Below are 26,028 nucleotides of genomic sequence, written 5' to 3'. Positions count from 1 at the left end.
CTGTGGGGGAAGCGGTGGACACTACATATGGTGTCTATGGGCTTGAGTGTACGCTACCTGTAGCGTTCTTGGCAGCAGAAAATCAGGCTCGATTTCTGCTAGGCACTGGCGGACTGGGCGAAGAATGCAGCAAAATCAACGCGCAGAGCGCCGGTAAATATATGTATCCGGGTGGGCACATTCCCGGTGATGAAGAGGGGCATCATCCCCCGATGTTGATGGCGATCACCATCTGGTTGATGGCCTGGGCCATCAAGCCATAGACCAAGCTGCATAGCGGGCAATGCATCGTCTTTTTCAAGGACTGCCCAAACGAAAAACCTGCTGCACTTGCGTGCAACAGGTTTCGATAAGGATGGTCGGAGCGGTGGGATTCGAACTCACGACCCTCTGCTCCCAAAGCAGATGCGCTACCAGGCTGCGCTACGCTCCGACTAAGCCGCTATTGTATATCGAGCCGGAGCGCCTTCCGGCGAAAAATGATTACTTTGACAACTTTTCATCTGCTGGGGCGGTTGGCGAGACAGCCGCCCTGCCCGCTGCGCAGCAAAACCGAGAGGGCCGCGCCACCCGCCGTGCATGAAGCAGCATGTGAAAGATGCTTGCCGGCGCGCCATCAGGATAAACCGCGCCATATCGCGAATTGCCAAGAATTGCCAAAACAAAAAACCTGCTGCATTTGCATGCAACAGGTTTTTAAATGGAATGGTCGGAGCGGCGGGATTCGAACTCGCGACCCTCTGCTCCCAAAGCAGATGCGCTACCAGGCTGCGCTACGCTCCGACTAAGCCGTTATTGTAACCAGGGTTTGGCAGCTGCATTTCGTATTTGACGATTTTTTTACAGCGGCCACCACCGATGCGGTTAACGTTGTTGGGTCGGTGCCGGGCCACGGCCAGGCAGGTGACGGAAAGTGATGCGGCCCTTGCTCAGATCGTAGGGCGACATCTCCAGCGACACCTTGTCACCGGCCAGAATGCGAATGTGGTGCTTGCGCATTTTGCCGCCTGTGTAAGCGATCAGCTCGTGGCCGTTGTCCAGCTTCACGCGAAAGCGCGAATCGGGCAGCACTTCGGTCACGGAGCCTTGCATCTCAATCAGTTCTTCTTTAGCCATATAAGTCGACGAATCCTTGTCTAGTGGTGCATGTGCGAAACCGGTTCGCCATGCTGTTCTCAGTGCCACCAACAAGCGGTGGCTCTCTCCATGGTTCGGGAGGGCCTTGCCAACTCTCGCCACCCAAGGGGCAAGGGCCTTCAAGGCAACCAAGTGGAAATCTGCCAGCCCGACAACGGGGCGCAACAGCCAGCATCCCACACAATATTGACGGCGCAGCTGCCAGGGCAGCCAACGCCTCCAAGCTATAAAAGCTTGCAAAGCTCTCTATTGTACTATGTTGCTGCCAATTCCGCTGTGGCTTGTCTCGTATAAACGCCGCCGGTGATCCGCAGGCCCGCATGGCTGTGCTGGCAGCAGCAGCGCCGGCGCATCGGCTAGCATGGCGCATGCATGCGCGGCTGGCTCCAGGCCGTGCAACCCGATGGCTCCCTCCCCTTCACCAACGAACACCATGAATGCTGCATCCCCCCGCTACTGGCTGATGAAAAACGAGCCGGACGACTATGCGATCGACCATGCGCTCAGCGCCCCCGATGCCACCATTGCCTGGGATGGGGTGCGCAATTACCAGGCGCGCAACTTCATGCGCGATGACATGCAGGTGGGTGACGGTGTGCTGTACTGGCATTCGAGCTGCGCCGAGCCCGGTATTTACGGCATTGCCCGCATTGCAGGCCAGCTGCGGCCCGATACCAGCCAGTTTGACCCGCAGTCCAAATACTATGACCCCAAGTCCAAGCCGGAGGCCCCGCGCTGGTTGATGCTCGATGTGCAGGCGCTGCGCAAGATCAGGCCGATAACGGTAGCTGCACTGCGCCAGTACCCAGAGCTGCAAGAGATGCGCGTGCTGCAAAAAGGCAATCGCCTGTCGATCACGCCGGTGGACGAGGCGCATTGGCGCTTTATCATGGACCTGGTCAAGGCCCAGGGCTAATGCGCGCGAGGAGCGCTGCCAGCCCCCGTTGGCGGCAAGCGCTGCTGCATAATACAAAACCCGTGAGCTGCCCATGCAATAAGCACCGGCAGCTATTTTTTTGATACTACCTTTGCGCCCAGGAATCCCCATGGCTTTTGCTGACAACCTCCAGTCCCTGCCCTCCATCGACCATATCGCCGAGCTGCAACTGATCGCTGCCGATGGCCAGGTGGCGGCCACCATTCCCAATGCACCGGGCAAAGCCGGTTCGGTCAAGGTCTACAACGCGCTGGCGGCCAAGCATGGCGACATCAATGTGGCAGCGGCCGAAGAAGGCCTCACGATCTTTGCCGAGCACACGGATGACGCCAAGGCCCGCCCCGGCGCGCATCCCAATATTGATCGCCTGATGGAGGTGATCGCCTCCGGCAAGGGCTATACCGTCAAGATCGTCTCGGCCTGAGGCACCTGGGCCGCTTGCAGCGCCGGCGCAGCTGCTGGCTGGCCGGCATAGGCGGCCACAAAGCGCTGCAGCATCTGCTGGGGCACGGGCGTGTCGCTCAGCTGCGCGAGCATCGCCGCCGGGTCAAAACCTTCAGCTTGCAGCACCTGCGCGCGCAGCTCGATGCAGGCGGCAGCCACAGCCGGGCTGAACTCCGGATGGAACTGGGTGGACACCGCATGGCGCCCATAGCGCACGACCTGGTGCGGATCATGGGCCGAGCGGGCCAGCACCCGGGCGCCGGGCGGCAGCTCCAGCACCGTCTGCATATGGGTCAGGTTGGCTTTGAAGTGCCGGCCTGAGCCTGCGAGCAAGGCCTCGTGCTCTGCGCCTGGCAGCAGCGCAATATCCAGGCACCCCATCTCGCGCCCCTGGGGGTGGTAGTCCACCCGGCCGCCCAGCGCATGGGCCATCAGCTGGTGGCCGTAGCAAATGCCAAAGAGCGGCATGTCCCGCGCCATCGCCTCCCGTATCCATTGGGCGGTCGCCTCGCTCCAGGGCAGCAGGTCCGTCACCATGGCCCAGGAGCCGGTGATGATCGCAGCGCTGTGTGCATCATGCGGCGGCAAGGGTTCGCCCTCGAACACCCGCACCACCTGGAAGGCAGGCCCAGCGGCGAGGACGGCGGAGAACCACAGCGGCAGATCGCCGACCTGGGCACGGATGTCGTCGGGCGGTGTGCCGACCTGGATAAGCAGCAGAGTTTTTTCAGACACGGGTGAAGGCAAAAAGAAGGGCTGGCCCATGCACTGTAATGCAGGCCAGCCCCGGATGGCCTTCAACCCGGTGGATTTAATTGCCGGTTTTGCCTCAGTACCGGAAGCGCAAGGTCGACTGGCGCACCACCTCAGGCAGCTGCTGGGCATGGGCATAGGCTTCGCGCAGGCGGCTCGCGTCGTTGACGCCTTCGTTGACGGTCTTGCGCAACTGCTGCAAGGCCTCCTTGCTGTTCTCCGGCACATAGGACTGGATGCGCTGCAATGTCAGCAAGATATGCTCGCGCAGCCCAAAGGACTCGCTGGTTGCCGGGTCCACATAGGCGCCTTCAAGGCCAAAACGGCAGGCCTGGAAGCGGTTGTAGGTGTAGACCAGGTAGTCATCCTCGCTAGGCTCGAACGGCTCCTCGGCCAGGAACCAGGCGCCCAGCGCCTGCACATAGGCAGCAAGCGCCACGGCGCGCTCGATGGACAGCGGCGTGTCAAACACCCGCACCTCCACCGTGCCGAACTCCGGCTTGGGCCGAATATCCCAATAGAAGTCCTTCATGCTGTGGATCACACCGGTGGCGGTCATCTTGTCGTAGTAGCGCTCAAAGTCCTCCCAGTGCAGCGCAAACGGCGCCCGGCCCGAGAGCGGAAACGCAAACACCGAGTTGAGCCGCGCCGAATCAAAGGCCGTATCCTGCCCCTGCACAAAGGGGCTGGAGGCCGACAGCGCAATAAAGTGCGGGATATAGCGCGAGAGGCGGTGCAGCATCATCAGCGCCGCATCGGCGCCCGGGCAGCCCACATGCACATGCTGGCCAAAGATGGTGAACTGCTTGGTGAGGTAGCCGTAGAGCGCGGTGATCTCCTTGAAGCGCGGCTTGTTGTAGATGCGCTGCTGGTGCCACTGCTGGAACGGGTGCGTGCCGCCGCCGGCCAGCGCAATATTGAGTTTGTCTGCCGCCTTGACCAGCGCATCGCGCGTGACGCTCAGCTGCTGGTAGGCGTCCTGGGCGTCGGTGCAGATGCCGGTCGATATCTCGATCATGCTCGTGGTCACCTCGGGCACGATGGAGCCGGGCACCTGCGCGTTTTTCAGCAAGGCCAGCATATCGGGCGCATAAGGTGTCAGGTCATAGTGGTTGGTGTTGACCAGCTGCAGCTCCAGCTCGACGCCGAGCGTCAAGGCCTCGGACTGGTGGAAGGCTTCAAGCGTCATGGCGTTTCTCCTTGCTGGTGAGGGCAGACAGGCCGATGCCGCGGTGCGCCTCGCCACTGCGCCACAAAGCGAGCGAGGCCAGCAGCACGCCAATCACCTCGCACAGCACAATCATCGGCAGCGCGATGGACGACACGCTCACTGCCACTTCCGGGTTGATCGCAGCCCATTGCGCCACCTGGCCGGAAGCCAGCAGCAAGGCCAGGCCCGAGCTGGGCGACTGTGCGCAGGCCACCGGCCACTGGCGCAACCAGCCAATGCCGGTGCCCGCGCCCAAGAGCAGCACGCCGCCCATCTTGCCCAGCAGCCGCGCCAGGCTGACGGCAGCGACCAGGCTGATCAGCGCCGCGCTGGGTGCAATCTGGCCGGCCATGCTGGCCACCAGCACAAACATCAGCAAATTGAGCATGGTGTTGCCGGCCATAAAGGCCGAGGGCCAGACCATGGGCTTGGGGCTCAGGTTGCGCAGCATGACACCGGCCAGCACAAAGCCCAGCGCCGCCGAGCCGCCAAGACGCTCCGCGAGCAAACTGGCAGCGACCAGCACCGCGAGCATGTAGAGCGCCGTGGAATCACTGCGCGACGATCGCCAGCGCAGCACCGGCCATAGCGCGGCGGTGGTCAGCAGCGCCCACAGCAGGGTCAAACCCAGGCTCCACAGCAAGTGGCCCATGCCAGCTGCCGTCAGCACGAGGCCCGATTGCGCATCCGTGCCCGCGACGGGCGACCAGGCCACGGTGACCACCAGGCCCAGCACCAGCGCATATATGCAGCCCAAGGTGGCCATCAGCAAGCTGCGGTCGGTCACGGCGCCACTGGAGCGCAGGTCGGCCGAGATGCGCAGCAGCACCGAGGGCGAGGCCACCATGGCCACCACCCCTACCCCTAGCGACACCGCCCAACCCATGCCCAGCAATTGCAAAGTGGCCGTGACCAGCACCAGAGCGGCCATCGATTCGACCAGGCTTTGCAACAGCAAAAATGGCTGTCGCATCAGCCATTTCAGGGAGATTTGCGAGGCCGCAATCAGCATGCTGGTGCCCACTGCCGTGTGCAGCAGCACCTGGGTGTTGCCCTGCAGCGGCCAGGGCAGATCGCCAAAGCCCAGCCAGCCAGCGAGCAGGCCCACCACTGTATAGCCCAGCATGCGCGGAAAACCGGTGAGTCGGAAAACCGCGTGCCCGGCAAGTGCCGCAGCTGCAACCAGCACGCACCAACTCATCAAGGGGCCCACACTGTGTTCAAGCCAGCCGCCGATCTGCGGCAGCGGCATGGAAGATGCTGCTTGGGGTGGCATATCTGCACCCTCCTCCAAAAAGTGTGTCCTGCATGCATGGCCGCAGGGCACAGAGCTGTAGATCGCCTGGCAGTGCCGCTGTCTGACGTGGCCAGCTTCAAAAGCCAGACCATGGCAGGCACTACGAGGCAGGGGATGCACCAGCGTGGTGCCCAGGCACCTTGTTGCACTTATGCATCAGATCGTTAACCAATCTCAACAACTTTACTGGATGATCTGCCGATTGCCACCACAGCATGCCGGCGCTGGGCACAAAAAGCCTTCAGTCCTACAATGCAGGCCGCATGAGCCGCTCTTTTTACCAGGCAGGTGTGCCGAGCACCCAGCCCTGCATTGGCGCCCAAGCGTGCTATTTGGAACGTAGCATGCGGTGGGTACAAAAGATGCCAGCATCCCATCGGTAAGCTGCACTGGCAAGCCCGGTGCCCGCACCTGCCCCAGCACCGCCAGGCAGTGCGCGCCAATATCCGACTGCGCAGTGATGCCACCCCGCCGCCCGCCCCAACCAGTTGCAGCCGTAACCGTATGATCGCGGCTCTGATGCGGCCAGCCACAAGCTCCCAGCGCCTGCCCGCTACCCACCGGTAGCGCCGCGTTCACCGCCCTTTTGCTGCCCCGGTCCGCTATCCCTGGTCGGGCACCTTGCCCGGCGGACGAGCGTGACAGCGCAGCCGCGACCACGCATCAGCCACTCCCTGCTTTTTGGCCCCTGTGCATCCGGATTTGTCCCTCCGCACAACCTGGGGCCCGTTTTTGGTCTGGATATATCCGTGCTTGCCTTGTTGACCCGTCTTTTCCCCGTCTGGGCGGCTGTGATGGCGCTGATCGCCTACAGCGCGCCCTCGGCCTTCCTGGGCTTCAAGCCCCATATTGCCCAGCTGCTGATGCTGATCATGTTTGCGATGGGCGTGACCCTGCGCGTGGCCGATTTCAGCCGCGTGCTGCAGCGCCCGGCCCCGATTGCGGCGGGTCTGTTCCTGCACTACCTCATCATGCCGCTAGCGGCCTGGCTGATTGCCAAGGCGCTGAACATGCCGCCCGAGCTGACCGCAGGCATGGTGCTGGTGGGCAGCGTGGCCAGTGGCACCTCTTCGAATGTGATGATTTTTCTATCCAAAGGCGATGTGGCGCTGTCAGTGACGATCAGTGCGCTGTCGACCCTGGTGGGGATTGTGGCCACGCCGCTGCTCGCGCGCCTGTATATCTCGGCCTCGATCGACGTGCCGGTCAGCGCGCTTTTGATGGAAATTGCGCAGATCGTGCTGCTGCCCATTGGCCTGGGCCTGCTGCTGAACCATTTCTGGCATGCGCAGATCAAGCGCGTAGAGCGCCTGCTGCCGCTCGTATCGATGGTGGCGATCTTGTTGGTGCTCTCCACCGTGGTGGCCTTGAGCCGTGACCGCATTGCTACCGTCGGCGGCGTCGTGCTGGCGGGCGTCATTGCGCACAACCTGATCGGCTACCTGGGTGGCTACTGGGGCGGTCGCCTGCTGGGCTTTGACAAATCGGTCTGCCGTACCCTGGCCATTGAGGTGGGCATGCAGAACTCGGGCCTGGCAGCCAGCCTGGGCGCCAAGTTCTTCAGCCCCATGGCCGCGCTGCCGGGCGCCATTTTCTCGGTCTGGCACAACATCTCTGGCTCGCTGCTGGCCGGTTACTGGTCCAGCCGCCCCACGGGCACGGCCAATGACCATGTGCGCCGCGAAGACGTTTCGCTGCACTGATCTTGCAGATCCGCAGGGCTGATCAGGCGCGCTCCGCTGCTGGTTGCGCCGCCAGCATCAGCCCGGTGCGGCTGCGTGCGCCTGCGACCAGGCCGCTGATCAGCTGCGTCTCGGGCAGGTTCTTCCAGTAGCGGCGCGGCATTTCGCGCAGCATGGCCTGCTCCTTGAGCCGCGCCGGGTTGAAGGTCGATTGGTAATAGGCCAACCACAGCGCCTCGCCCGCATCGGGGCCCGGTGCCTGGGCTTGCGTGGCGCCAGGCCCCCATTGCAGGCATTCCTGGTCCCAGAGCACGCTGCAGCCTGGCGTCAGAATCGCCCAGCGCATATTGCTAAAGCGCTCCCTAAAAAAGCCCGAGGCCGCGCGCACGATGTGGTGCTCGGGCTCGAACCAGGCCACATGCAACGGTGCGCCCTTCTCGTCCTGCGCGGGCCGAAAGCGCACAAAGGCATGCATCTTGTGGATCTCTCGCCCCACCGCACGGGCCAGGCGTTCGATCTCGCGCCAATCGGCATCGAGCGCATCGCCTGCCAGGCTGGGCATGCACTGCAGCCGCCACAACCAGCGGTAGCACAGCATAAAGCGGCCCGGGTTGCGGTGGCAGCAGGCATGGCGCAGCACAGCCAGCTGGGGTTTGCGGATATGCACCGGCTGGCCGGGTGCAATGGTCAAACGGTCCAACGCATCGGGGGTAATAACGCGGGCCGGCGCATCGGCAACCCAAGCACCGGCAGCCGCAGCATGGGCTGCCCCAGCGTCGGCTGCCCCAGCATCCGCAAACAAATCACCATCCTCGGCCTGGGTGGACAGTTCATCCGTCCAGCGCCAATGCACCACCTCGGGCGCTGCGCCCAGGGCCAGCAATACCCGCGCCGCTTGGCGAAAGCCGGCAAAGTCGTCCGGTGCTTCCAACATTACGGTCAAGCTGTCGTTCTCTGCCTGCATGCCGGGCCTCCTCAAAACAGCGCCATCTGCGCGGCAGCCGCCAACTGCATACCGCTGTGCCGGCGCTGCACCGCGCCCTGCCCCATCTGGGCCAGCAGCTGTTGGCGCAAGCTGGGACTGTCGAGCATGGCCAGCGGCGGGTGGTAGTCATCCAACTCGACAAAAGGCAGCACCTTGCTGGTGGCAACGCGCAGCTGCTGCAGATCGGCCAGCCGCAGCCGGCGCACCCGGCGGGCAGCGAGCAGGCGCTCGACACTGCCTACGCCCAAGCCCGGCACCCGCAGCAGCCATGCCTTGGCCGCACGGTTCAGGTCCACCGGGAAATGCTGGCGCTGCGACAGCGCCCAGGCGAGCTTGGGGTCCAGCTCCAGATCGAGCATGCCGCCGGCGGCTGGCGCAGTGATCTCGGCAGGGCTGAAACCGTAGAAGCGCATCAGCCAATCGGCCTGGTAGAGCCGGTGCTCGCGGATCAGCGGCGGCGCCTGCAGCGGCAGATCGGACGATGCATCGGGGATGGGGCTGAAGGCCGAGTAGTAGACGCGGCGCAGGCGCTGGCCGGTGTAGAGCGCGCTGCTGGTGCGCAAGATGGTGGCGTCATTGGCACTGTCGGCGCCCACTATCATCTGTGTGCTTTGGCCAGCGGGCGCATAGCTGGGCGCTGCGGCCCGGGCTGCCTGGCGCTGGCGGGGCAGCGATACCAGCTTGCTGCCCTGCTGGTCTTGCGTCTGCTGCCGGGCCAGCTCGATATGTTCGGCCACCTGGTGCATGGCCGCGGCAATACCTACGGCATCCTTCTCGGGCGCCAACTGCTGCAGGCCCTGCTGGGTGGGCAGCTCGATATTGATGCTGAGCCGGTCGGCATAGCGGCCTGCCATGGCGAGCAACTCAGGGGCAGCATCCGGAATCGTCTTCAGGTGGATATAGCCGCGAAAATCATGGTCCTCGCGCAGGCTGCGCGCCACCTCCACCAATTGCTCCATCGTGTAGTCCGACGACTGGATGATGCCGCTGGACAAAAACAGGCCCTCTATGCAGTTACGGCGGTAAAAGTCCAAGGTCAGGCCCACCACCTCTGCCGCGCTAAAGCGGGCACGCTGCACATTGGAGCTTTTGCGGTTGATGCAGTAGCGGCAGTCGTAGATGCAGAAATTGGTCAGCAGAATCTTGAGCAGTGACACGCAGCGGCCATCGGGCGTATAGCTGTGGCAGATGCCCATGCCCTCGGTCGAGCCCATCCCCTTGCGGCCCAGGGAGTTGCGGGGCTTGCTGCCGCTCGACGCGCAGCTGGCATCGTATTTGGCGGCATCGGCCAGGATCTGGAGTTTGGTGAGGGTTTGCATAAATACTGTGTATATGTACAGTATTCTAGCAAAATCTCCTCGCGTTCACCAAGATGGGAGTGATCCTCCTTGGGAGCGCGCCCCTCCGGGACGCATGGCGGCGCTATTCAGACCGGAGTAGTTTTCTGCAAATACTGTATATAAATACAGCCTTCAGGAAAACTGCCCCCAGACAGCCATCACAGCCCCATCAAGCCTGCGGCCCCAGCTTGGCCAGAACGGCCTTTTCCTTGACGGTGGACTCGGCGGCAAACTTTTTGTAGTCGGCGCTGTTCATGTAGATGGGCAGCATCTCAAAGCGCTGCAGCATGGCCTGGTAGCTTTCCATCTCCATCGCTTCCTTGAAGGCCTTGTGCAAGGCCGCTTGCACATCGGCGGGCATGCCCTTGGGGCCCACCAGGCCAAAGGGCGAGTACTGCGTGGTCGGCAGGCCCAGCTCGATCAAGGTGGGGGTGTTGGGCAAGGTCGGCAGGCGCTTTTCGGTCCAGACGTTCAAGGCGACCATGCGGCCCTGGTCCACATAGGGGATCACGGCGCTGGTGTCGGCCGCGACCATCACCTCACCCGCCATCGTGGCGCGCATCAGCTCCGACGAGCCCTTGTACGGTACATGCACGACATCCAGGCCCAGCTGCTGCGCAATGATGGCCGAGGTGACATGGGGCGAGGTGTAGGTGCCGGTATTGCCCAGCGTGAGCTTGCCAGGATTGGCCTTGGCCCAGGCCACCACGTCCTGCCAGCTCTTGAGCCCGGACTGGGTGCTGGCCACCATGCAGAACGCATAGCCGGTGACATTGATGATGTAGCTCAGGTCCTCCACCGGGTTCCATTTGAGGCCGGTGGTAAAGGGCAGGCGCATCACGCTCATCGGCAGCTGGGCGATGGTGTAGCCGTCCGCTGCGGTGTTCTGCAACTGGGTAGCGGGCAGAGATCCTGCCGCACCCGGGCGGTTTTCCACGACAATCGGCTGGCCCAGCACCTTGGCGGCGTTCTCAGCGAGCTGGCGCATCGTCAGATCCGTGGGGCCGCCGGCCGGAAAAGCCACCACCAGCTTGATCGCCCGGGTGGGAAAGGTCTTGCTGGCATGGGCCAGCGATGCGCCCGCCCCCATCCATGCACCAGCTGCCGTGGCAGCCCCCGCTTGCAGCATGCTTCTGCGCGTCAACACCATCTCTTTGTCTCCATTTCAGTCTATAGGCGACAAAGAGTGTAGAAAAGCGCTCCCAGGCACGGGGACGCATGGGTGACATGGTCGGCAGCCCGTAAGGATTCTGACTGCGAACCGGCCTGCACTGGCCGGCGAGGCCGATGGCGACGCCCTACTCTACGGTCGCGCCCGACTGCTTGACCGCTTTGCCCCATTCGGCAATTTCGCTGGCGACAAAGCGGTCCATCTCCGGGCCACTGGTCGGCGCGGGCTCGGAGCCCCGGTCGCGAATGAACTTCTGCATCTCGGGGCTGTTGAGGATGGCCACCGTCTCTTGGTTCAGCTTGTCGACGATGGCTTTGGGCGTGTCCTTGGGGGCCATCAGGCCCAGCCAACCGACCGCCTCAAAGCCCTTGAACTCCGGCAGGCCGGATTCAGCAATCGTTGGCACCTGGGGCAACTGGCTGGAGCGTGTGGCTGACGTCACCCCCAGCGGCACGGCCTTGCCAGCCTGGATATTGGCCAGCGCGGCTGTGACTGAGTCGACCATCAACGGCACCTGGTTGCCCAGAAAATACGCCTGGGCCGGGCCGCTGCCCTTGTAGGGAATATGTTCGATCTGCAGCGAAGCACGGGCCTTGACCATCTCCGCGCTCAAGTGCTGGGTGCCGCCAATACCGGCGCTGGCATAGCTCAGCTTGCCCGGCTCGGCCCGCGCCCTGGCCACCAGGTCGTTCATGCTCTTGATGCCGCTGGCCGGGTTGGCCAGAAAGACAAGCGGCACCTTGGCGATCAAGCTGATGCCGACCAGGTCCACTCGGGGGTCGAAGTTCACCTTTTTGTAGAGCGTCTGGTTGACTGCCATTGCACTGCCCGCGACCAACAAGGTATAGCCGTCGGCGGCGCTGCGGACGACCTGCTCGGAGCCAATATTGCTGCCCGCGCCGGCCTTGTTCTCTACCACCAGCGGCTGGCCCAGCTTTTGGCCCAGTTTCTCGGCGAGCGCGCGGGCAAAGATATCGGTGGCCTGACCCGGTGGGAACGGAACGATCAGTTTGATGGGCTTGTCCGGGTAGGCAGCGGCTGCTGGCATGGCAGCGGCGGCCAAGCTGGCGGCAATGGCCAATGCGGCGGTAGTGGCAAACGCATGGGGGGTCATGGGGTGGGTCTCCTCAAGAGCAGCAGGCGCTGTGGCAGAAAGTGCCGATGCGCTGCGCAGGCTTTTTCTAGCCGGGAATCTTCGCCCATCCTGACTCGCCTTGGCCGCCTCGCCTGTCACCAAGACAACTGCGAGTGGGTGGCGCCTCGCATGTACGCATCGATCAGTTCTGATCGATACGGCACGCAGCCCGCTATCATCGGCGCTCTTATTGTTCACAGCGTATGCCATGTTTTTTGGAATCAGCCACCTTGTCCTTCCCTGCAGCGATCTGGAAAAGGCCACGCATCTCTGGCGCGATGTGATCGGCTTTGCCGCTGCGCGCAGCGGCGAGGGCTATGTCGATATCGACACCGGCAGCGCTCTGCTGCGGCTGCTGCAGGTGCCCAAGGTGGAGTCGCAGACGAGCCTGCGCCTGCAGGTGGCCGATGTGGCCCAGGCCTACCAAAGCCTGCTGGCGGCAGGCAGCACCTCACGCTATGCGCCGATGCGCACCCCTGAACTCGAAGAAATGGCCTGCGTGAGCGATGCCGATGGCCATGCCATCGTGCTGTGGCGCGCCTTGACAGAAGACGAATGGGGCTTTGTGCCCGAGCTGCCCAAGCAAGGCGAATGGACCGCCGATGCCGAGCACCTGCTCCAGCGCCTGCTCGCCCATGTACCGGCGTTCTTTCGCATGCTGGCCCGGCGCAAGACCACGCGCATCATCGAACAGCTGGCCCAGGAGGCGCACAGCCCCGTCACCCGCGAGTGGGTCATCAAAGGCTATATCACCGCATCGGCCAAGGTCACGCGCTTTCGCCTGGTGGAGCCGCTGCGCGCCGAAGGCATCAACCCGGATGAGTACCGGGCGGAGTTTGACTATGAGTAAACCCATGCCGTGGTCTGCACGGCATTGAACACTGGGCGCACAGGCAAAAAAAGACAGCCCGTAGGCTGTCTTTTGCGGATTAGATCAAGACCGGCTGGTCTTACTTGCGCGCTGGCGGCACATCGGTGCAGGTGCCATGGGCCACTTCGGCCGCCATCCCAATGCTCTCGCCCAAGGTCGGGTGCGGGTGGATGGTCTTGCCGATGTCCACAGTGTCTGCACCCATCTCGATGGCCAGTGCTATCTCGCCGATCATGTCGCCGGCGTGCGTGCCGACCATGCCGCCGCCCAGGATCTTGCCGTGACCATGGGCTTCGGGCGAGTCGTCGAACAGCAGCTTGGTAAAGCCTTCGTCGCGGCCATTGGCAATGGCGCGGCCCGAGGCAGCCCAGGGGAACAGGCCCTTCTTGACCTTGATGCCTTGGGCCTTGGCCTGGTCTTCGGTCAGACCCACCCATGCCACTTCGGGATCGGTATAGGCCACCGATGGAATCACGCGGGCATTGAAAGCGGCAGCGGCCAGCTCCTTGTTGCCTTGCAGCTCACCGGCGATGACTTCGGCGGCCACATGCGCTTCGTGCACAGCCTTGTGTGCCAGCATTGGCTGGCCCACGATGTCGCCGATCGCGAAGATGTTGGGCACATTGGTGCGCATCTGGATGTCGACATTGATAAAGCCACGGTCCGTCACGGACACGCCTGCAGCCTCTGCGCCGATCTTCTTGCCATTGGGCGTGCGGCCCACGGCTTGCAGCACCAGGTCGTACACCTGGGGTTCGGGCACGGTGATGCCCTCCTTGGCTGGCTCGAACGAGACCTTGATGCCTTCGGGCGTTGCTTCGGCGGCCACGGTCTTGGTGTTGACCATGATGTTGTCAAAGCGCGGCGCGTTCATCTTCTGCCAGACCTTGACCAGGTCGCGGTCAGCGCCTTGCATCAGGCCATCCATCATCTCGACCACATCCAGGCGTGCGCCCAGCGTGCTGTAGACGGTGCCCATTTCCAGGCCGATGATGCCGCCGCCCAGGATCAGCATGCGCTTGGGCACGGCCTTCAGGTCCAGCGCACCCGTGGAATCGACCACGCGCTCGTCCTTGGGCATGAAGGGCAGATGCACGGCTTGCGAGCCTGCAGCAATGATGGCCTTCTTGAACTGCACCACCTTCTTGGCGCCGGTCTGCTCCTGGCCATCGCCCGAGGTTTCCTGCACTTCGATGTGGTTGGCGCTGACGAAATTGCCATAGCCGCGCACGATCGTGACCTTGCGCATCTTGGCCATTTGGCCCAGACCGCCGGTCAGCTTGCCGATGACCTTATCCTTGTGGGCGCGCAGCTGGTCGATATTGACCTCGGGCGCGGCGAACTTGATACCGGCCACGTCCAGGTGCTTGACCTCGTCCATCACGGCAGCCACATGCAGCAAAGCCTTTGAGGGGATGCAACCCACGTTCAGGCAGACACCGCCCAGCGTCTTGTAGCGCTCGACCAGCACCACTTTGAGGCCCAGGTCAGCGGCGCGGAAGGCGGCCGAGTAGCCGCCTGGGCCGCCACCGAGCACGACCACGTCACAGTCTTCATCGACCTGGCCGCTGTAGTTGCTGGCCACCGGGGACGGCGCTGCAGCTGGTGCGGACTGCGCTGCGGGAGCAGGCGCCGCTGCTGCAGGGGCCGGAGCGGGCGACGAGGCTGCAGGTGCAGCAGCAGGTGCGGGGGCAGCAGCTGCGCCTTCTGCGGCTTCCAGCGATAGGATCACTGAGCCTTCAGCGACCTTGTCACCGATCTTGATCTTGAGCTCCTTGACCACGCCGGCATGGCTCGACGGGATCTCCATCGAGGCCTTGTCCGACTCGACGGTGATCAGCGACTGGTCCTTGGCGACGGTGTCGCCAGGCTGCACCAGCAGCTCGATCACGCCCACTTCAGCGAAATCACCAATGTCGGGGACTTTGATATCTACGATTGCCATAGTGTGCGTCTCCGATTACAGGATGATGCGGCGGTAGTCCGCCAGCACCTGGCCCAGGTAGGCATTGAAGCGTGCGGCCGAGGCGCCATCGATGACGCGGTGGTCGTACGACAGGCTCAGTGGCAGCATCAGGCGTGGCACAAACTGCTTGCCGTCCCACACCGGCTTGATCGCCGACTTGGACAGGCCCAGGATGGCAACTTCAGGGGCATTCACGATAGGCGTGAAGTGCGTGCCACCAATGCCGCCCAGCGACGAGATGGAGATGCAGCCGCCTTGCATGTCGGCCGCGCCCAGCTTGCCATCGCGTGCCTTCTTGGCCAGCTCACCCATTTCTGCGCTGATCTGGATGATGCCCTTCTTGTCGGCATCCTTGAGCACCGGCACCACCAGGCCATTGGGCGTGTCAGCGGCAAAGCCGATGTTGAAATACTGCTTGTAGACCAGGGTGTCGCCATCGAGGCTGGTGTTGAACTCAGGGAACTTCTTGAGTGCAGAGACCAGGGCCTTGATCACAAAGGCCAGCATGGTGACCTTGACGCCGCTCTTCTCGTTTTCCTTGTTCGTGGAGACGCGGAAGGCTTCGAGCTCGGTGATGTCGGCTTCGTCATTGTTGGTGACGTGGGGGATCATCACCCAATTGCGGTGCAGGTTGGCGCCCGAGATCTTCTTGATGCGCGACAGGTCCTTGCGCTCGACAGCGCCGAACTTGCTGAAATCGACCTTGGGCCATGGCAGCAGATCCAGACCTGCGCCAGAGCCGCCACCGGCAGGCGCCTTGGCAGCCTGTGCCTTCGTCTGCACGGCACCAGCCATCACCTGCTTGGTGAAGGCTTGCACGTCATCGGCGGTGATACGGCCCTTGTTGCCCGAGCCCTTGACTTCGTCCAGCGGCACACCCAGCTCACGCGCAAACTTGCGCACCGATGGCGATGCATAGGGCATCGCGCCCGAGGGCGGCACGGTGGGGTTGTGGGCGGGAACAGCTGCAGCCGGTGCGGCGACAGGTGCTGCAGCAGGGACAGGTGCGCTGGCAGCGGGAGCCGGCGCAGCTGCCGCCGGTGCTTGCGTAGCCGGTGCGGACGCTGGAGCAGCAGCGGCGCTGCCTTCCAGAATGGCGACCAGATCACCAACATTGATGGTGTCGCCAATCTTGACCTTGAGCTCCTTGACCACACCAGCGGCGGGCGATGGGATCTCCATCGAGGCCTTGTCGGACTCGACGGTGAACAGCGACTGCTCTTCGGTGACGGTATCGCCCACCTTGACCAGCAGCTCGATCACGGCCACATCCTTGAAGTCACCGATATCGGGGACCTTCACTTCGACCGGGCCCGAGGCCGCAGGCGCAGCAGCAGCCTGGGGTGCTGGCGTAGGTGCAGCTGCAGGAGCGGTTGCCGCAGCGGCGGGGGCTGGTGCCGGCGCAGCGGGTGCGGCAGCAGCGGCATCGGCCGCATCGGCCGCATCGGCCGCATCGGCCGCTTCGAGCTTGATGATGACCGAGCCTTCGGCCACCTTGTCGCCAATCTTGACGACGATTTCCTTGACCACGCCAGCGTGGCTGGACGGGATCTCCATCGAGGCCTTGTCGGACTCGACAGTGATCAGCGACTGGTCCTTGGCGACGGTGTCACCGGGCTTGACGAGCAACTCGATCACGCCCACTTCTGCGAAGTCGCCAATATCGGGGACTTGAATGTCAATCAATGCCATTGTGGTGTCTCCTGGTGCAATTTAGGCGTACAGCGGGTTGATCTTGTCGGCGTTGATGCCGTACTTGGCAATCGCATCGGCGACCTTTTGCGCGGGCAGCTTGCCGTCTTCGGCCAGCGCCTTCAAGGCGGCTACCACGATGTAGTGGCGGTCGATCTCGAAGTGCTCGCGCAGCTTGCGGCGGAAGTCCGAGCGGCCAAAGCCGTCCGTGCCCAGCACCTTGTAGGTGCGGCCCGCGGGGATGAAGGGGCGAATCTGCTCGGCGTAGGACTTCATGTAATCGGTCGAGGCGATCACCGGGCCGGTGCTGTTGCCCAGCTCGGCGGTCACAAACGGCACCTTGGCGGTTTCCAGCGGGTGCAGCAGGTTCCAGCGGTCTGCATCCTGGCCGTCGCGGGTCAGTTCGTTGAACGATGGGCAGCTCCAGACGTCGGCAGTCACGCCCCAGTCGGCAGCCAGCAGCTCTTGCGCAAAGAAGGATTCGCGCAGGATGGTGCCCGAGCCCAGCAGTTGCACGCGCAGGTCGCCGGCGCCACCGGCCTTGCACAGGTACATGCCCTTGAGGATCTTCTCCTCGGTGCCGGGCGTGAGGCCTGGCATCGCATAGTTTTCGTTGAGCAGCGTCAGGTAGTAGAAGATGTTTTCCTGGTTCTGCACCATGCGGCGCAGGCCTTCGTGCATGATCACGGCCACTTCGTGCGAGAAGGTCGGGTCGTAGCTGATGCAGTTGGGGATGGTGCCGGCCAGGATGTGGCTGTGGCCGTCTTCGTGCTGCAGACCTTCGCCATTCAAGGTGGTACGGCCCGAGGTGCCGCCCAGCAAGAAGCCGCGTGCCTGCAGGTCGCCAGCGGCCCAGGCCAGATCGCCAATGCGCTGGAATCCGAACATCGAGTAGTAGATGTAGAACGGAATCATGATGCGGTTGCTGTGGCTGTAGCTGGTTGCCGCAGCAATCCAGCTGGACATGCCGCCCGCTTCGTTGATGCCTTCCTGCAGGATCTGGCCCTTGGTGTCTTCCTTGTAGTACATCACCTGGTCTTTGTCGACCGGGGTGTACTGCTGGCCATGCGGGTTGTAGATACCGATCTGGCGGAACAGGCCTTCCATACCGAAGGTACGGGCCTCGTCCACCAGGATGGGCACCACGCGGGGGCCGATTTCCTTGTCGCGCAGCAGCTGGGTCAAGAAACGCACATAGGCTTGCGTGGTCGAGATCTCACGGCCTTCGGGCGTGGCTTCGAGCACGGCCTTGAAGGTGTCCAGCGGAGGCACGGTGAACTGCTCGTCGGCCTTTTCGCGGCGCTTGGGCAGGTAACCGCCCAAGGCCTTGCGGCGCTCGTGCAGGTACTTCATCTCCGGGGTGTCGTCGGCTGGCTTGTAGAAAGGCAGCTCGGCAATCTGGCTGTCCGGGATCGGGATGTTGAAACGGTCGCGGAAGGCCTTGATGTCCTCATCGGCCAGCTTCTTGGTCTGGTGGACATTGTTCTTGCCCTCACCGACCTTGCCCATGCCAAAGCCCTTGACGGTCTTGACCAGCAAGACGGTGGGCTGGCCCTGGTGGTTTTGCGCTGCGTGGAAGGCAGCGTAGACCTTTTGCGAGTCGTGGCCGCCGCGCTGCAGGTTCCAGATCTCGTCGTCGCTCAGGTGCTCGACCATCTTCAGGGTGCGTGGATCGCGGCCAAAGAAGTTCTTGCGCACATAGGCGCCGTCATTGGCCTTGAACGCTTGGTAGTCGCCGTCGTTGCACTCCATCATGATCTTGCGCAGCGCGCCGTCATGGTCCTTGGCCAGCAAGGCATCCCAGCCCTTGCCCCAAATCAGCTTGATCACGTTCCAGCCGGAACCGCGGAACTCGCCTTCGAGCTCCTGGATGATCTTGCCGTTGCCACGCACCGGGCCATCGAGGCGCTGGAGGTTGCAGTTGATCACGAAGATCAGGTTGTCGAGGTTTTCACGCGCGGCCAGGCCGATCGCGCCCAAGGATTCGACCTCGTCCATTTCACCGTCGCCACAGAACACCCAGACCTTGCGGTTTTCGGTGTTGGCAATGCCGCGGGCGTGCAGGTACTTCAAAAAGCGCGCCTGGTAGATCGCCATGATGGGGCCAAGGCCCATCGAGACGGTGGGGAACTGCCAGAAATCGGGCATCAGCTTGGGGTGCGGGTAGCTCGACAGACCTTTGCCGTCCACTTCCTGGCGGAAGTTGAGCAGCTGCTCTTCGCTGATGCGGCCTTCGAGATAGGCGCGGGCATAGATGCCGGGCGATACGTGGCCTTGGATGTAGAGGCAGTCGCCGCCGTGGTTGTCGCTCTCGGCATGCCAGAAATGGTTGAAGCCGGCGCCAAACATGCTGGCCAGCGAGGCAAAGGAGCCGATGTGGCCGCCCAGGTCACCGCCTTCTGGTGGGTGCAGGCGGTTGGCCTTGACCACCATGGCCATGGCGTTCCAGCGCATGTAGGCGCGCAGGCGTTGTTCGATCTCGAGGTTGCCGGGGCTGCGCGCTTCCTGCTCGGTCTCGATGGTGTTGACGTAGCCGGTCTTGGCGGAGAAAGGCAGATCGACGCTGTTCTGGCGCGCGTGCTCGAGCAATTGCTCGATCAGCGAGTGGGCGTAATCTGCGCCCTCACGGTCGATCACAGCGGACAGCGCGTCCATCCATTCTCGGGTTTCTTGGTCGTCGGTGCGGGTGGGGCCGTTGACGGCTTTTTGTTCGGATGGTTCGGACATGCTCGCGTCTCCTTCAAGTGATCTGCTATGAATGACTGTGCCAGAGTTTCTCACATTTTTTGAAGATTTCAAATAGCGGTCTTCATTTTCATATTATGGGAAATTGCTGCAAACGCACAATCCATGGGCGCTGCAGCAGGATGCATCGGGGACCAGATCAACGATTTGCCCGGCATCAGGGCATGGCCGCCCTGCCCTGGACTACACTCACCCTCCATGAATTCGACCGAGCGCCCCGCCACCCCATCCCCAAACAGCCGTCCTCGTTTGGTGCAGATGTGGCAGACCTGGTGGCGAGGATTGTCACCTTCGAGACAAGATCGCTATGCGGCCATTGCGCCCTTGGTGGCCGTGGTGATGTTTTTCATCGCCATCGTGGCCGCTTTTTGGTACCTGCGCAGCGAAGAGCTCGAGCGTGAGCGTGAGGCCATGCGCCGCGATGTGGAATATGCCCAGCAGCGCATTCGGCTGCGCCTGTCCGAGCGCCAGGAGCAACTGATGCGCCTGGCCCGCGACGTGGGCAACCAGGACGTGGACAAGAATGGCTTCAACGACCGGGCTGACACGCTGATCAGCCAGTACGCCGAGCTGCAGGCCCTGACCTGGATTGATACCGGCCGCCAGGTGCGCGCCACCCAGTTTGGCCCCAGCGTGGCCGCAGAGAACCTGCTCACCGTGGACGAGGTGATCCAGAAAAAGGAGCTGCTCGAGCTCTTTGAGATGGCGCGCGATCTGCAGCAGCCTGTGTTCTCGCAGCCACTGGCCACCAGCGAGACAGCGCCCATGCTGCTGCTGGAGGTCCCCATCAGCCAGAAGGGCCGCTTTGGCGGCGTGCTGCTGGCCGAGTTCTCGATCGACAACCTGCTGCGTTACGGCACGCCCACCGAGATCCTGGCCCGCTACGCGGTGACCCTGCAGGACGGCAAGGGAACCACGCTGGCCGGCACTCCGCTCACCCCACGTGTCGCCGCCCAGCGGCTGCTGCCCTGGCGCGCGGCGCCCAATGAATTCGAGATGCCAGTCGCTCCCGTGGGTAACAGTTTGAAGCTGCGCGCCCAGGGCTACCACACCTCGCTCGGCCTGGTCAGCAACGGCCTGTTCTGGCTGGTCTGTGTGCTGAGCTTTATGACCGCCTGGCTGCTGGTGGCGACCTGGCGCCACACCCGCAAGCGCATACGCGCGCAAGAAGCCCTGCAGGGTGAGACCAATTTCCGCCGAGCGATGGAAAACAGCGTGCTCACGGGCATGCGCGCATTGGATCTGCAAGGCCGCATCTCTTATGTGAATGCCGCCTTTTGCCAGATGACCGGCTGGAGCGAGGAAGAGCTGGTGGGCAAGCTGCCGCCCTACCCGTACTGGCCCGAGGGCGACCAGAGCACCTACCACGACATGCTGATCGACGAGATGAGCGGCAAGGTGTTTCCCGGTGGTTTCCAGATGCGGGTCAAGCGCAAGAACGGCACGATGTTCGAGGCCCGGCTCTATGTCTCGCCGCTGATTGACGGCCACGGCCGCCAGACCGGCTGGATGACCTCGATGACCGATATCACCGAGCCCAACCGCATCCGCGAGCAGCTCTCGGCGTCGTATGAGCGCTTCACCATCGTGCTCGAGGCACTGGACGCCTCGGTGTCGGTCGCGCCGCTGGGCAGTGCCGAGTTGCTGTTCGCCAACAAGCTCTACCGGCAGTGGTTTGGCTCGCAAACCGTGGGCCATTTGCAATTGGTGGCCCAGGCCGGCGTGTTGCCCAGCAACAGCAATGCCAACACCAGCATGGACGATGAAGATGGGCTCATGGGCCTGCCCAGTGACGAGATCACCACTGCTGTCAGCGGCAATGCCGAGATCTATATCGCCGAGCTGGGCAAATGGCTGGAAGTGCGCTCGCGCTACCTCAACTGGGTGGACGGGCGCCTGGCGCAGATGGTGATCGCCACTGACATCACGCCACGACGCCAGGCCGAGGAGCAGTCCGCGCGCCAGGCCGAGAAGGCCGCCACCGTGAGCCGCCTGGTGACCATGGGCGAGATGGCGTCGAGCGTGGCCCATGAGCTGAACCAGCCACTGTCGGCGATCAGCAACTACTGCTCGGGCATGATCACCCGCGTCAAGAACGGGAGCCTGAGCGAAGAAGCGCTGCTAGGGGCCTTGGAGAAAACCGCCCACCAGGCCCAGCGCGCCGGCCAGGTGATCCACCGCATCCGCTCCTTTGTCAAACGCAGCGAGCCCAACCGGGCACTGGCCGATGTCAGCGACATCGTCAGCGAAGCGGTGGAGCTGGGCTCGATCGAGCTCAAGCGCCACAATGTGCGGCTTTCGCACCACGTTGCCGCACGTCTGCCCAAGGTCAAGGTCGACAGCATCCTGATCGAGCAGGTGCTCATCAACCTGATGAAGAACGGCGCCGAATCCATTGCCAATGCCGAGCGCCCGGCCCACCAGCGCATGGTGGAACTGCGCGTCGTGCCTCGCAAGATCGACGCCACGGATGTGATAGAGTTTTCCGTTCAAGATACGGGGCGCGGTCTGTCACCCGAGGCTTTGGAGCGCCTGTTCCAGGCCTTCTTCTCTACCAAGAGTGAAGGCATGGGAATCGGGCTCAATCTCTGCCGCAGCATTGTCGAATCTCACCATGGCCGGATGCAGGCAGAGAACCTCTACAATGGGCCGGAGGTGACAGGTTGTAATTTCAGCTTTTGGATTCCGGTGGCCAGCCCCGCGGAGTCGGCTGAATAGCCAGCGCTATACCAATACTGATAGAAGGAATTGTGCATGAGCTTGATCCCCAAAAAGGGCACGGTCTACGTAGTCGATGACGATGAGGCGGTGCGTGACTCGCTTCAATGGTTGCTGGAGGGCAAGGATTACCGGGTGCGCTGCTTTGACTCAGCCGAGTCCTTCTTGGCACGCTACGATGCCCGCGAGGTCGCCTGTCTGATTGTCGATATCCGCATGGGTGGCATGAGCGGCCTGGAACTGCAGGACCGCCTGATCGAGAACAAGTCGCCGCTGCCCATCGTCTTCATCACCGGCCACGGCGACGTGCCCATGGCGGTGGACACGATGAAAAAAGGCGCCATGGATTTCATCCAGAAGCCTTTTGACGAAGCCCAGCTCGATGCCTTGGTCGAGCGCATGCTGGACCAGGCACGCGATGCCTTCGCTGGCCACCAGCAAGCGGCCAGCCGCGATGCGCTGCTGGCCAAGCTGACGGGCCGCGAGTCGCAGGTGCTCGAACGCATTGTGGCCGGTCGCCTGAACAAGCAGATCGCCGATGACCTGGGCATCAGCATCAAGACCGTCGAAGCGCACCGCGCCAACATCATGGAAAAGCTCGGCGCCAATACCGTCGCTGATCTGCTCAAGATTGCGCTGGGCTCCAATGCAGCGGCCAAGGCAACGTGATAAATTAGCGGCCTTCGCGCCCTAGGGACAACGTTCCAACAACGCTTCTCAAAGCGCAATGCGCCGGTACCGGCTTCGGTACGGCGCATTTTTCAATTCCGCGCGCCATGCTGGGGGCTCGCCCGGCTGCTGGACCACGCGCAACCCTTTTTGGATGACCACATGACTGCTCAATTGATCGATGGCAAGGCCCTCTCCCAGCAACTGCGCTCCGATGTCAAGGCGCGTGCCGACCAGCTCAAGGCCAAGGGCATCGTTCCGGGTCTGGCCGTCATCCTGGTCGGTGACAACCAGGCCAGCCAGGTCTATGTGCGCAACAAGGTCAAGTCCTGCGAGGAGTGCGGCTTCCATTCGGTGCTGGAGAAGTACGACGCGAGCATGACCGAGGCGGAGTTGCTGGCCCGGGTCGAGGCGCTCAACAACGACCCGAGCATCCACGGCATCCTGGTGCAGCTGCCGCTGCCCAAGCACATCGACGACCACAAGGTCATCGAAGCCATCTCGCCCAAGAAGGACGTGGACGGCTTCCATGTGGCCAGCGCCGGCGCGCTGATGGTGGGAGAAGTGGGCTTCAAGGCCTGCACGCCCTACGGCTGCATGAAGATGCTCGAATCGATCGGCATGAAGGACCTGCGCGGCAAGCATGCGGTGGTGATCGGCCGCTCCAACATCGTGGGCAAGCCCATGGCGATGATGCTGCTGGCGGCCAACGCCACCGTCACCATCACCCACAGCGGCACAGCCGACCTGGCTGCGATGACCCGCCAGGCCGACATCATTGTGGCGGCCGTGGGTAAGGTCAATGTGCTGACCGCCGACATGGTCAAGCCCGGCGCCGTGGTGATCGATGTGGGCATGAACCGCAATGCCGAAGGCAAGCTCTGCGGCGATGTGGATTTTGACGGCGTCAAGGAAGTGGCCGGCTACATCACCCCCGTGCCCGGCGGCGTAGGCCCGATGACCATCACGATGCTGATGGTCAACACGCTGGAGTCGGCCGAGCGCGCCTGATCTGCCCAAAACCGCCTCGATTCCGCCGCGATTTATCGCGGCGGTAAAACTATGAAAACGATAGCTGTTGGCATCCGCCTTGCCGGTGCCAGCAGCTTTTTTTTGTGCTTAAATGACAGGCAATGATCTCCGGATCGCGATTACGTTCCAAGTGCCAACATGGCATTGATTGCAGGGCGCCAGGCCCCATATACAGCACCATGACCAATCCATTGCTCGATTTCAGCGGCCTGCCCCGCTTTGACCAGGTCCAACCTGAACACATCGCCCCCGCCATCGACCAGCTTCTGGCCGAGAGTGAAGCGGCCCTCAAGACGGTCACAGCGCCCGAGTTCCCGGCGCAATGGAACGAGATCGCCAAGGTGCTCGATGTCAGCACCGAAAAGCTGGGCCGCGCCTGGGGCATGGTCGGTCACCTCAACTCCGTGGCCGATACGCCTGCGCTACGCGCAGCCTACAACGCCGAGATGCCCAAGGTCACCGCCTTTTGGACGCAACTGGGCGCGGACGAGGCGCTGTATGCCAAATACAAGGCCATTGACCCGGCTACGCTGAACAGCGAGCAAAAGCAGGCCTGGGACAACGCGATGCGCAACTTTGTGCTCGGTGGTGCCGAGCTGCAGGGCCAGGCGCGCGAGACCTATGCGCAGCTGCAAGAAAAAAGCGCCATCGCCTGCCAGAAGTACAGCGAGAACGCGATGGATGCGACCGACCAGTTTGCCTACTATGCGGAGCTGGACGAGCTGGCTGGCGTGCCGCAAGACGTGATCCAGGCTGCCCGCGCTGCAGCCGAAGCCGAAGGCAAGCCCGGCTACAAGCTGACCCTGAAGATCCCCAGCTACCTGCCGGTGATGCAGTTTGCCAAGAGCAGCGCCTTGCGCGAGAAGCTCTACCGCGCCTACACCACGCGGGCCAGCGAGTTTGGCGATACCAAGCTCGACAACACGCCGTTGATGGTCGAGATTTTGAAGATGCGCGAGCAAGAAGCGCATCTGCTGGGCTACCCCAGCTTTGGCGAGTTGTCGGTCGCGCCCAAGATGGCCCAGTCCTCCGCCCAGGTGCTGGAATTTTTGCAGGAGCTAGCCAGCAAGGCCAAGCCCTATGGCCAAAAGGATGTGCAAGACCTGCGCGACTATGCCCGCACCGAGCTGGGCCTGGACAACCCACAGGCCTGGGACTGGGGCTACATTGGCGAGCACCTTAAAGAAGCGCGCTACGCGTTCAGCGAGCAGGAGCTCAAGCAGTACTTTCCGGCGCCCAAGGTGCTGGCCGGGCTCTTTCGCATTGTCGAGACCTTGTTCGGCGTGCAGATCAAGGGCGACCTGGCTCCCGTGTGGAACCAGGACGTGGCCTTCTACCGCATCGAGCGCGATGGCGTGCTGGTCGGCCAGTTCTACCTGGACCCCCCAGCGCGCAATGGCAAGCGCGGCGGCGCCTGGATGGACGATGTGCGCACCCGCTGGCTGCGCCCGGACAACGGCGAGCTGCAAACCCCGATCGCACACCTGGTCTGCAACTTTGCCGCTGGCGTCGATGGCAAGCCGCCGCTGCTGACCCATGACGACGTGATCACCCTCTTCCACGAAACCGGCCACGGCCTGCACCATATGCTCACGCAGGTCAACGAGCGCGATGTCTCCGGCATCGGTGGTGTGGAATGGGATGCGGTCGAGCTGCCCAGCCAGTTCATGGAAAACTTCTGCTGGGAGTGGGAAGTGCTGCGCCATATGACGGCCCATGTCGACACCGGCGAGCCGCTGCCCCGCGCGCTCTACGACAAGATGATTGCGGCCAAGAACTTCCAATCGGGCATGCAGACCTTGCGCCAGATCGAGTTCTCGCTGTTTGACATGCGCATCCACACCGAGCTGTCGGGTGAAGGCATCAATGCGGACGCCATCTATGGCGTGATGCGCGATGTGCGCCGCCAGGTGGCGGTGCTCGATCAGCCAGACTTCAACCGCATGCCCAACACCTTCACCCACATCTTTGCCGGTGGTTATGCCGCTGGTTACTACAGCTACAAGTGGGCTGAGGTGCTGTCGGCCGACGCCTTTGCCAGCTTTGAAGAAGCAGCGCAAAAGCGCGGCAGCAGCGATGTGGTGGACCGCGAGGTGGGCCAGCGCTACCTGCATGCGATTTTGGAAGCCGGTGGCAGCCGCCCGGCCATGGAATCGTTCAAGGCCTTCCGGGGCCGTGAGCCGCAGCTCGACGCACTGCTGCGCCACCAGGGCATGGCCGAGCCGCTGGCGGCCTGACCGGCTC

At 62.9% G+C, this 26,028-nt stretch carries 20 protein-coding genes and 2 tRNA genes; 9 read left to right on the top strand and 13 right to left on the bottom strand.

The features are described 5' to 3' along the window. Positions 1-68: 68 nt before the first annotated feature. A complete protein-coding gene (locus tag ACPEE1_RS12395; protein WP_182341378.1) occupies positions 69-263 on the top strand; it encodes a hypothetical protein in 195 nt (64 codons plus the stop codon). Between the two features lie 93 nt (positions 264-356). Here the strand turns inward: ACPEE1_RS12395 and ACPEE1_RS12390 are convergent. From ACPEE1_RS12390 to infA, 3 genes are all read right to left on the bottom strand, one after another. Then, positions 357-433, bottom strand: a tRNA-Pro gene (locus ACPEE1_RS12390). Between the two features lie 273 nt (positions 434-706). Next, positions 707-783: transfer RNA gene (locus tag ACPEE1_RS12385), tRNA-Pro, on the bottom strand. An 81-nt stretch (positions 784-864) separates the two neighbouring features. Continuing rightward, a complete protein-coding gene (gene infA, locus ACPEE1_RS12380; RefSeq protein WP_021028051.1) occupies positions 865-1,116 on the bottom strand; it encodes a translation initiation factor IF-1 in 252 nt (83 codons plus the stop codon). Positions 1,117-1,570: 454 nt separating this feature from the next. Between infA and ACPEE1_RS12375 the strand changes: the two genes are divergently transcribed. Both ACPEE1_RS12375 and ACPEE1_RS12370 read left to right on the top strand, forming a co-directional pair. Further along, a complete protein-coding gene (locus tag ACPEE1_RS12375) occupies positions 1,571-2,053 on the top strand; it encodes an EVE domain-containing protein (protein ID WP_116925681.1) in 483 nt (160 codons plus the stop codon). A gap of 130 nt (positions 2,054-2,183) precedes the next feature. Next, positions 2,184-2,498: a DUF2322 family protein gene (locus ACPEE1_RS12370; RefSeq protein WP_182341381.1), complete on the top strand. Its 315-nt coding sequence runs from the start codon at positions 2,184-2,186 to the stop codon at positions 2,496-2,498. Here the strand turns inward: ACPEE1_RS12370 and ACPEE1_RS12365 are convergent. From ACPEE1_RS12365 to ACPEE1_RS12355, 3 genes are all read right to left on the bottom strand, one after another. Continuing rightward, positions 2,471-3,253 carry a glutamine amidotransferase gene (locus ACPEE1_RS12365; RefSeq protein ID WP_232539343.1) on the bottom strand — a complete coding sequence of 261 codons (783 nt, stop codon included), beginning with the start codon at positions 3,251-3,253 and terminating at the stop codon, positions 2,471-2,473. The two genes, ACPEE1_RS12370 and ACPEE1_RS12365, sit on opposite strands and share 28 nt — an antisense overlap. A gap of 94 nt (positions 3,254-3,347) precedes the next feature. Further along, positions 3,348-4,460, bottom strand: coding sequence for a YbdK family carboxylate-amine ligase (locus ACPEE1_RS12360; protein ID WP_116925684.1), 1,113 nt, complete (start codon positions 4,458-4,460; stop codon positions 3,348-3,350). Then, positions 4,450-5,682: a cation:proton antiporter gene (locus ACPEE1_RS12355; protein WP_423936438.1), complete on the bottom strand. Its 1,233-nt coding sequence runs from the start codon at positions 5,680-5,682 to the stop codon at positions 4,450-4,452. The genes ACPEE1_RS12360 and ACPEE1_RS12355 overlap by 11 nt, the downstream gene beginning before the upstream one ends. Positions 5,683-6,527: 845 nt before the next feature. Between ACPEE1_RS12355 and panS the strand changes: the two genes are divergently transcribed. After that, on the top strand, positions 6,528-7,481 hold the full coding sequence (gene panS / locus ACPEE1_RS12350) for a ketopantoate/pantoate/pantothenate transporter PanS (protein WP_116925686.1): 954 nt from the start codon (positions 6,528-6,530) through the stop codon (positions 7,479-7,481). Positions 7,482-7,503: 22 nt separating this feature from the next. On the opposite strand, the gene ACPEE1_RS12345 is transcribed toward panS, so the two are convergent. The 4 genes from ACPEE1_RS12345 to ACPEE1_RS12330 form a co-directional block, all read right to left on the bottom strand. Then, a complete protein-coding gene (locus ACPEE1_RS12345) occupies positions 7,504-8,424 on the bottom strand; it encodes a TIGR03915 family putative DNA repair protein (protein WP_182341387.1) in 921 nt (306 codons plus the stop codon). A gap of 11 nt (positions 8,425-8,435) precedes the next feature. Then, on the bottom strand, positions 8,436-9,764 hold the full coding sequence (locus tag ACPEE1_RS12340) for a putative DNA modification/repair radical SAM protein (protein ID WP_423932906.1): 1,329 nt from the start codon (positions 9,762-9,764) through the stop codon (positions 8,436-8,438). A gap of 190 nt (positions 9,765-9,954) precedes the next feature. Beyond that, entirely contained in the window at positions 9,955-10,935 is a 981-nt protein-coding gene (locus ACPEE1_RS12335; RefSeq protein WP_313900082.1) for a tripartite tricarboxylate transporter substrate binding protein, read from the bottom strand. Between the two features lie 148 nt (positions 10,936-11,083). After that, complete coding sequence (locus tag ACPEE1_RS12330; protein WP_423936436.1) at positions 11,084-12,004, bottom strand: tripartite tricarboxylate transporter substrate binding protein; 921 nt, start codon at positions 12,002-12,004, stop codon at positions 11,084-11,086. A 295-nt stretch (positions 12,005-12,299) separates the two neighbouring features. Between ACPEE1_RS12330 and ACPEE1_RS12325 the strand changes: the two genes are divergently transcribed. Next, on the top strand, positions 12,300-12,941 hold the full coding sequence (locus ACPEE1_RS12325) for a VOC family protein (RefSeq protein WP_423932902.1): 642 nt from the start codon (positions 12,300-12,302) through the stop codon (positions 12,939-12,941). Between the two features lie 100 nt (positions 12,942-13,041). Here the strand turns inward: ACPEE1_RS12325 and lpdA are convergent, their stop codons facing one another. The 3 genes from lpdA to aceE are packed head-to-tail and all read right to left on the bottom strand — an operon-like array spanning position 13,042 to position 19,347. Next, the gene (gene lpdA, locus ACPEE1_RS12320) at positions 13,042-14,907 is read right to left on the bottom strand and encodes a dihydrolipoyl dehydrogenase (RefSeq protein ID WP_182341398.1); all 1,866 of its coding nucleotides are present in this window, start codon (positions 14,905-14,907) and stop codon (positions 13,042-13,044) included. Positions 14,908-14,922: 15 nt separating this feature from the next. Next, a complete protein-coding gene (gene aceF / locus ACPEE1_RS12315; protein WP_423932899.1) occupies positions 14,923-16,620 on the bottom strand; it encodes a dihydrolipoyllysine-residue acetyltransferase in 1,698 nt (565 codons plus the stop codon). 21 nt (positions 16,621-16,641) lie between these two features. After that, positions 16,642-19,347, bottom strand: a complete 2,706-nt coding sequence (aceE, locus tag ACPEE1_RS12310) for a pyruvate dehydrogenase (acetyl-transferring), homodimeric type (protein ID WP_116925693.1) — start codon at positions 19,345-19,347, stop codon at positions 16,642-16,644. A 216-nt stretch (positions 19,348-19,563) separates the two neighbouring features. Between aceE and ACPEE1_RS12305 the strand changes: the two genes are divergently transcribed. The 4 genes from ACPEE1_RS12305 to ACPEE1_RS12290 all read left to right on the top strand — a co-directional run bounded on the left by ACPEE1_RS12305 (position 19,564) and on the right by ACPEE1_RS12290 (position 26,021). Beyond that, entirely contained in the window at positions 19,564-22,083 is a 2,520-nt protein-coding gene (locus tag ACPEE1_RS12305; RefSeq protein WP_116925694.1) for a PAS domain S-box protein, read from the top strand. 36 nt (positions 22,084-22,119) lie between these two features. Then, positions 22,120-22,752 (top strand): response regulator transcription factor, encoded by a 633-nt coding sequence (locus ACPEE1_RS12300; protein ID WP_021028067.1) that lies wholly within the window; start codon positions 22,120-22,122, stop codon positions 22,750-22,752. Between the two features lie 162 nt (positions 22,753-22,914). Further along, positions 22,915-23,763, top strand: coding sequence for a bifunctional methylenetetrahydrofolate dehydrogenase/methenyltetrahydrofolate cyclohydrolase FolD (folD, locus tag ACPEE1_RS12295; protein ID WP_116925696.1), 849 nt, complete (start codon positions 22,915-22,917; stop codon positions 23,761-23,763). A 200-nt stretch (positions 23,764-23,963) separates the two neighbouring features. Then, complete coding sequence (locus ACPEE1_RS12290) at positions 23,964-26,021, top strand: M3 family metallopeptidase (protein ID WP_116925697.1); 2,058 nt, start codon at positions 23,964-23,966, stop codon at positions 26,019-26,021. Positions 26,022-26,028: the final 7 nt, after the last annotated feature.

This window comes from Comamonas sp. 23 (genome assembly GCF_049601575.1).
GTDB classification, from domain to species: domain Bacteria; phylum Pseudomonadota; class Gammaproteobacteria; order Burkholderiales; family Burkholderiaceae_C; genus Comamonas; species Comamonas squillarum.
The sequence above is the reverse complement of the archived record's forward strand: the minus strand, read 5'-3'. Positions and strand labels throughout refer to the sequence as shown.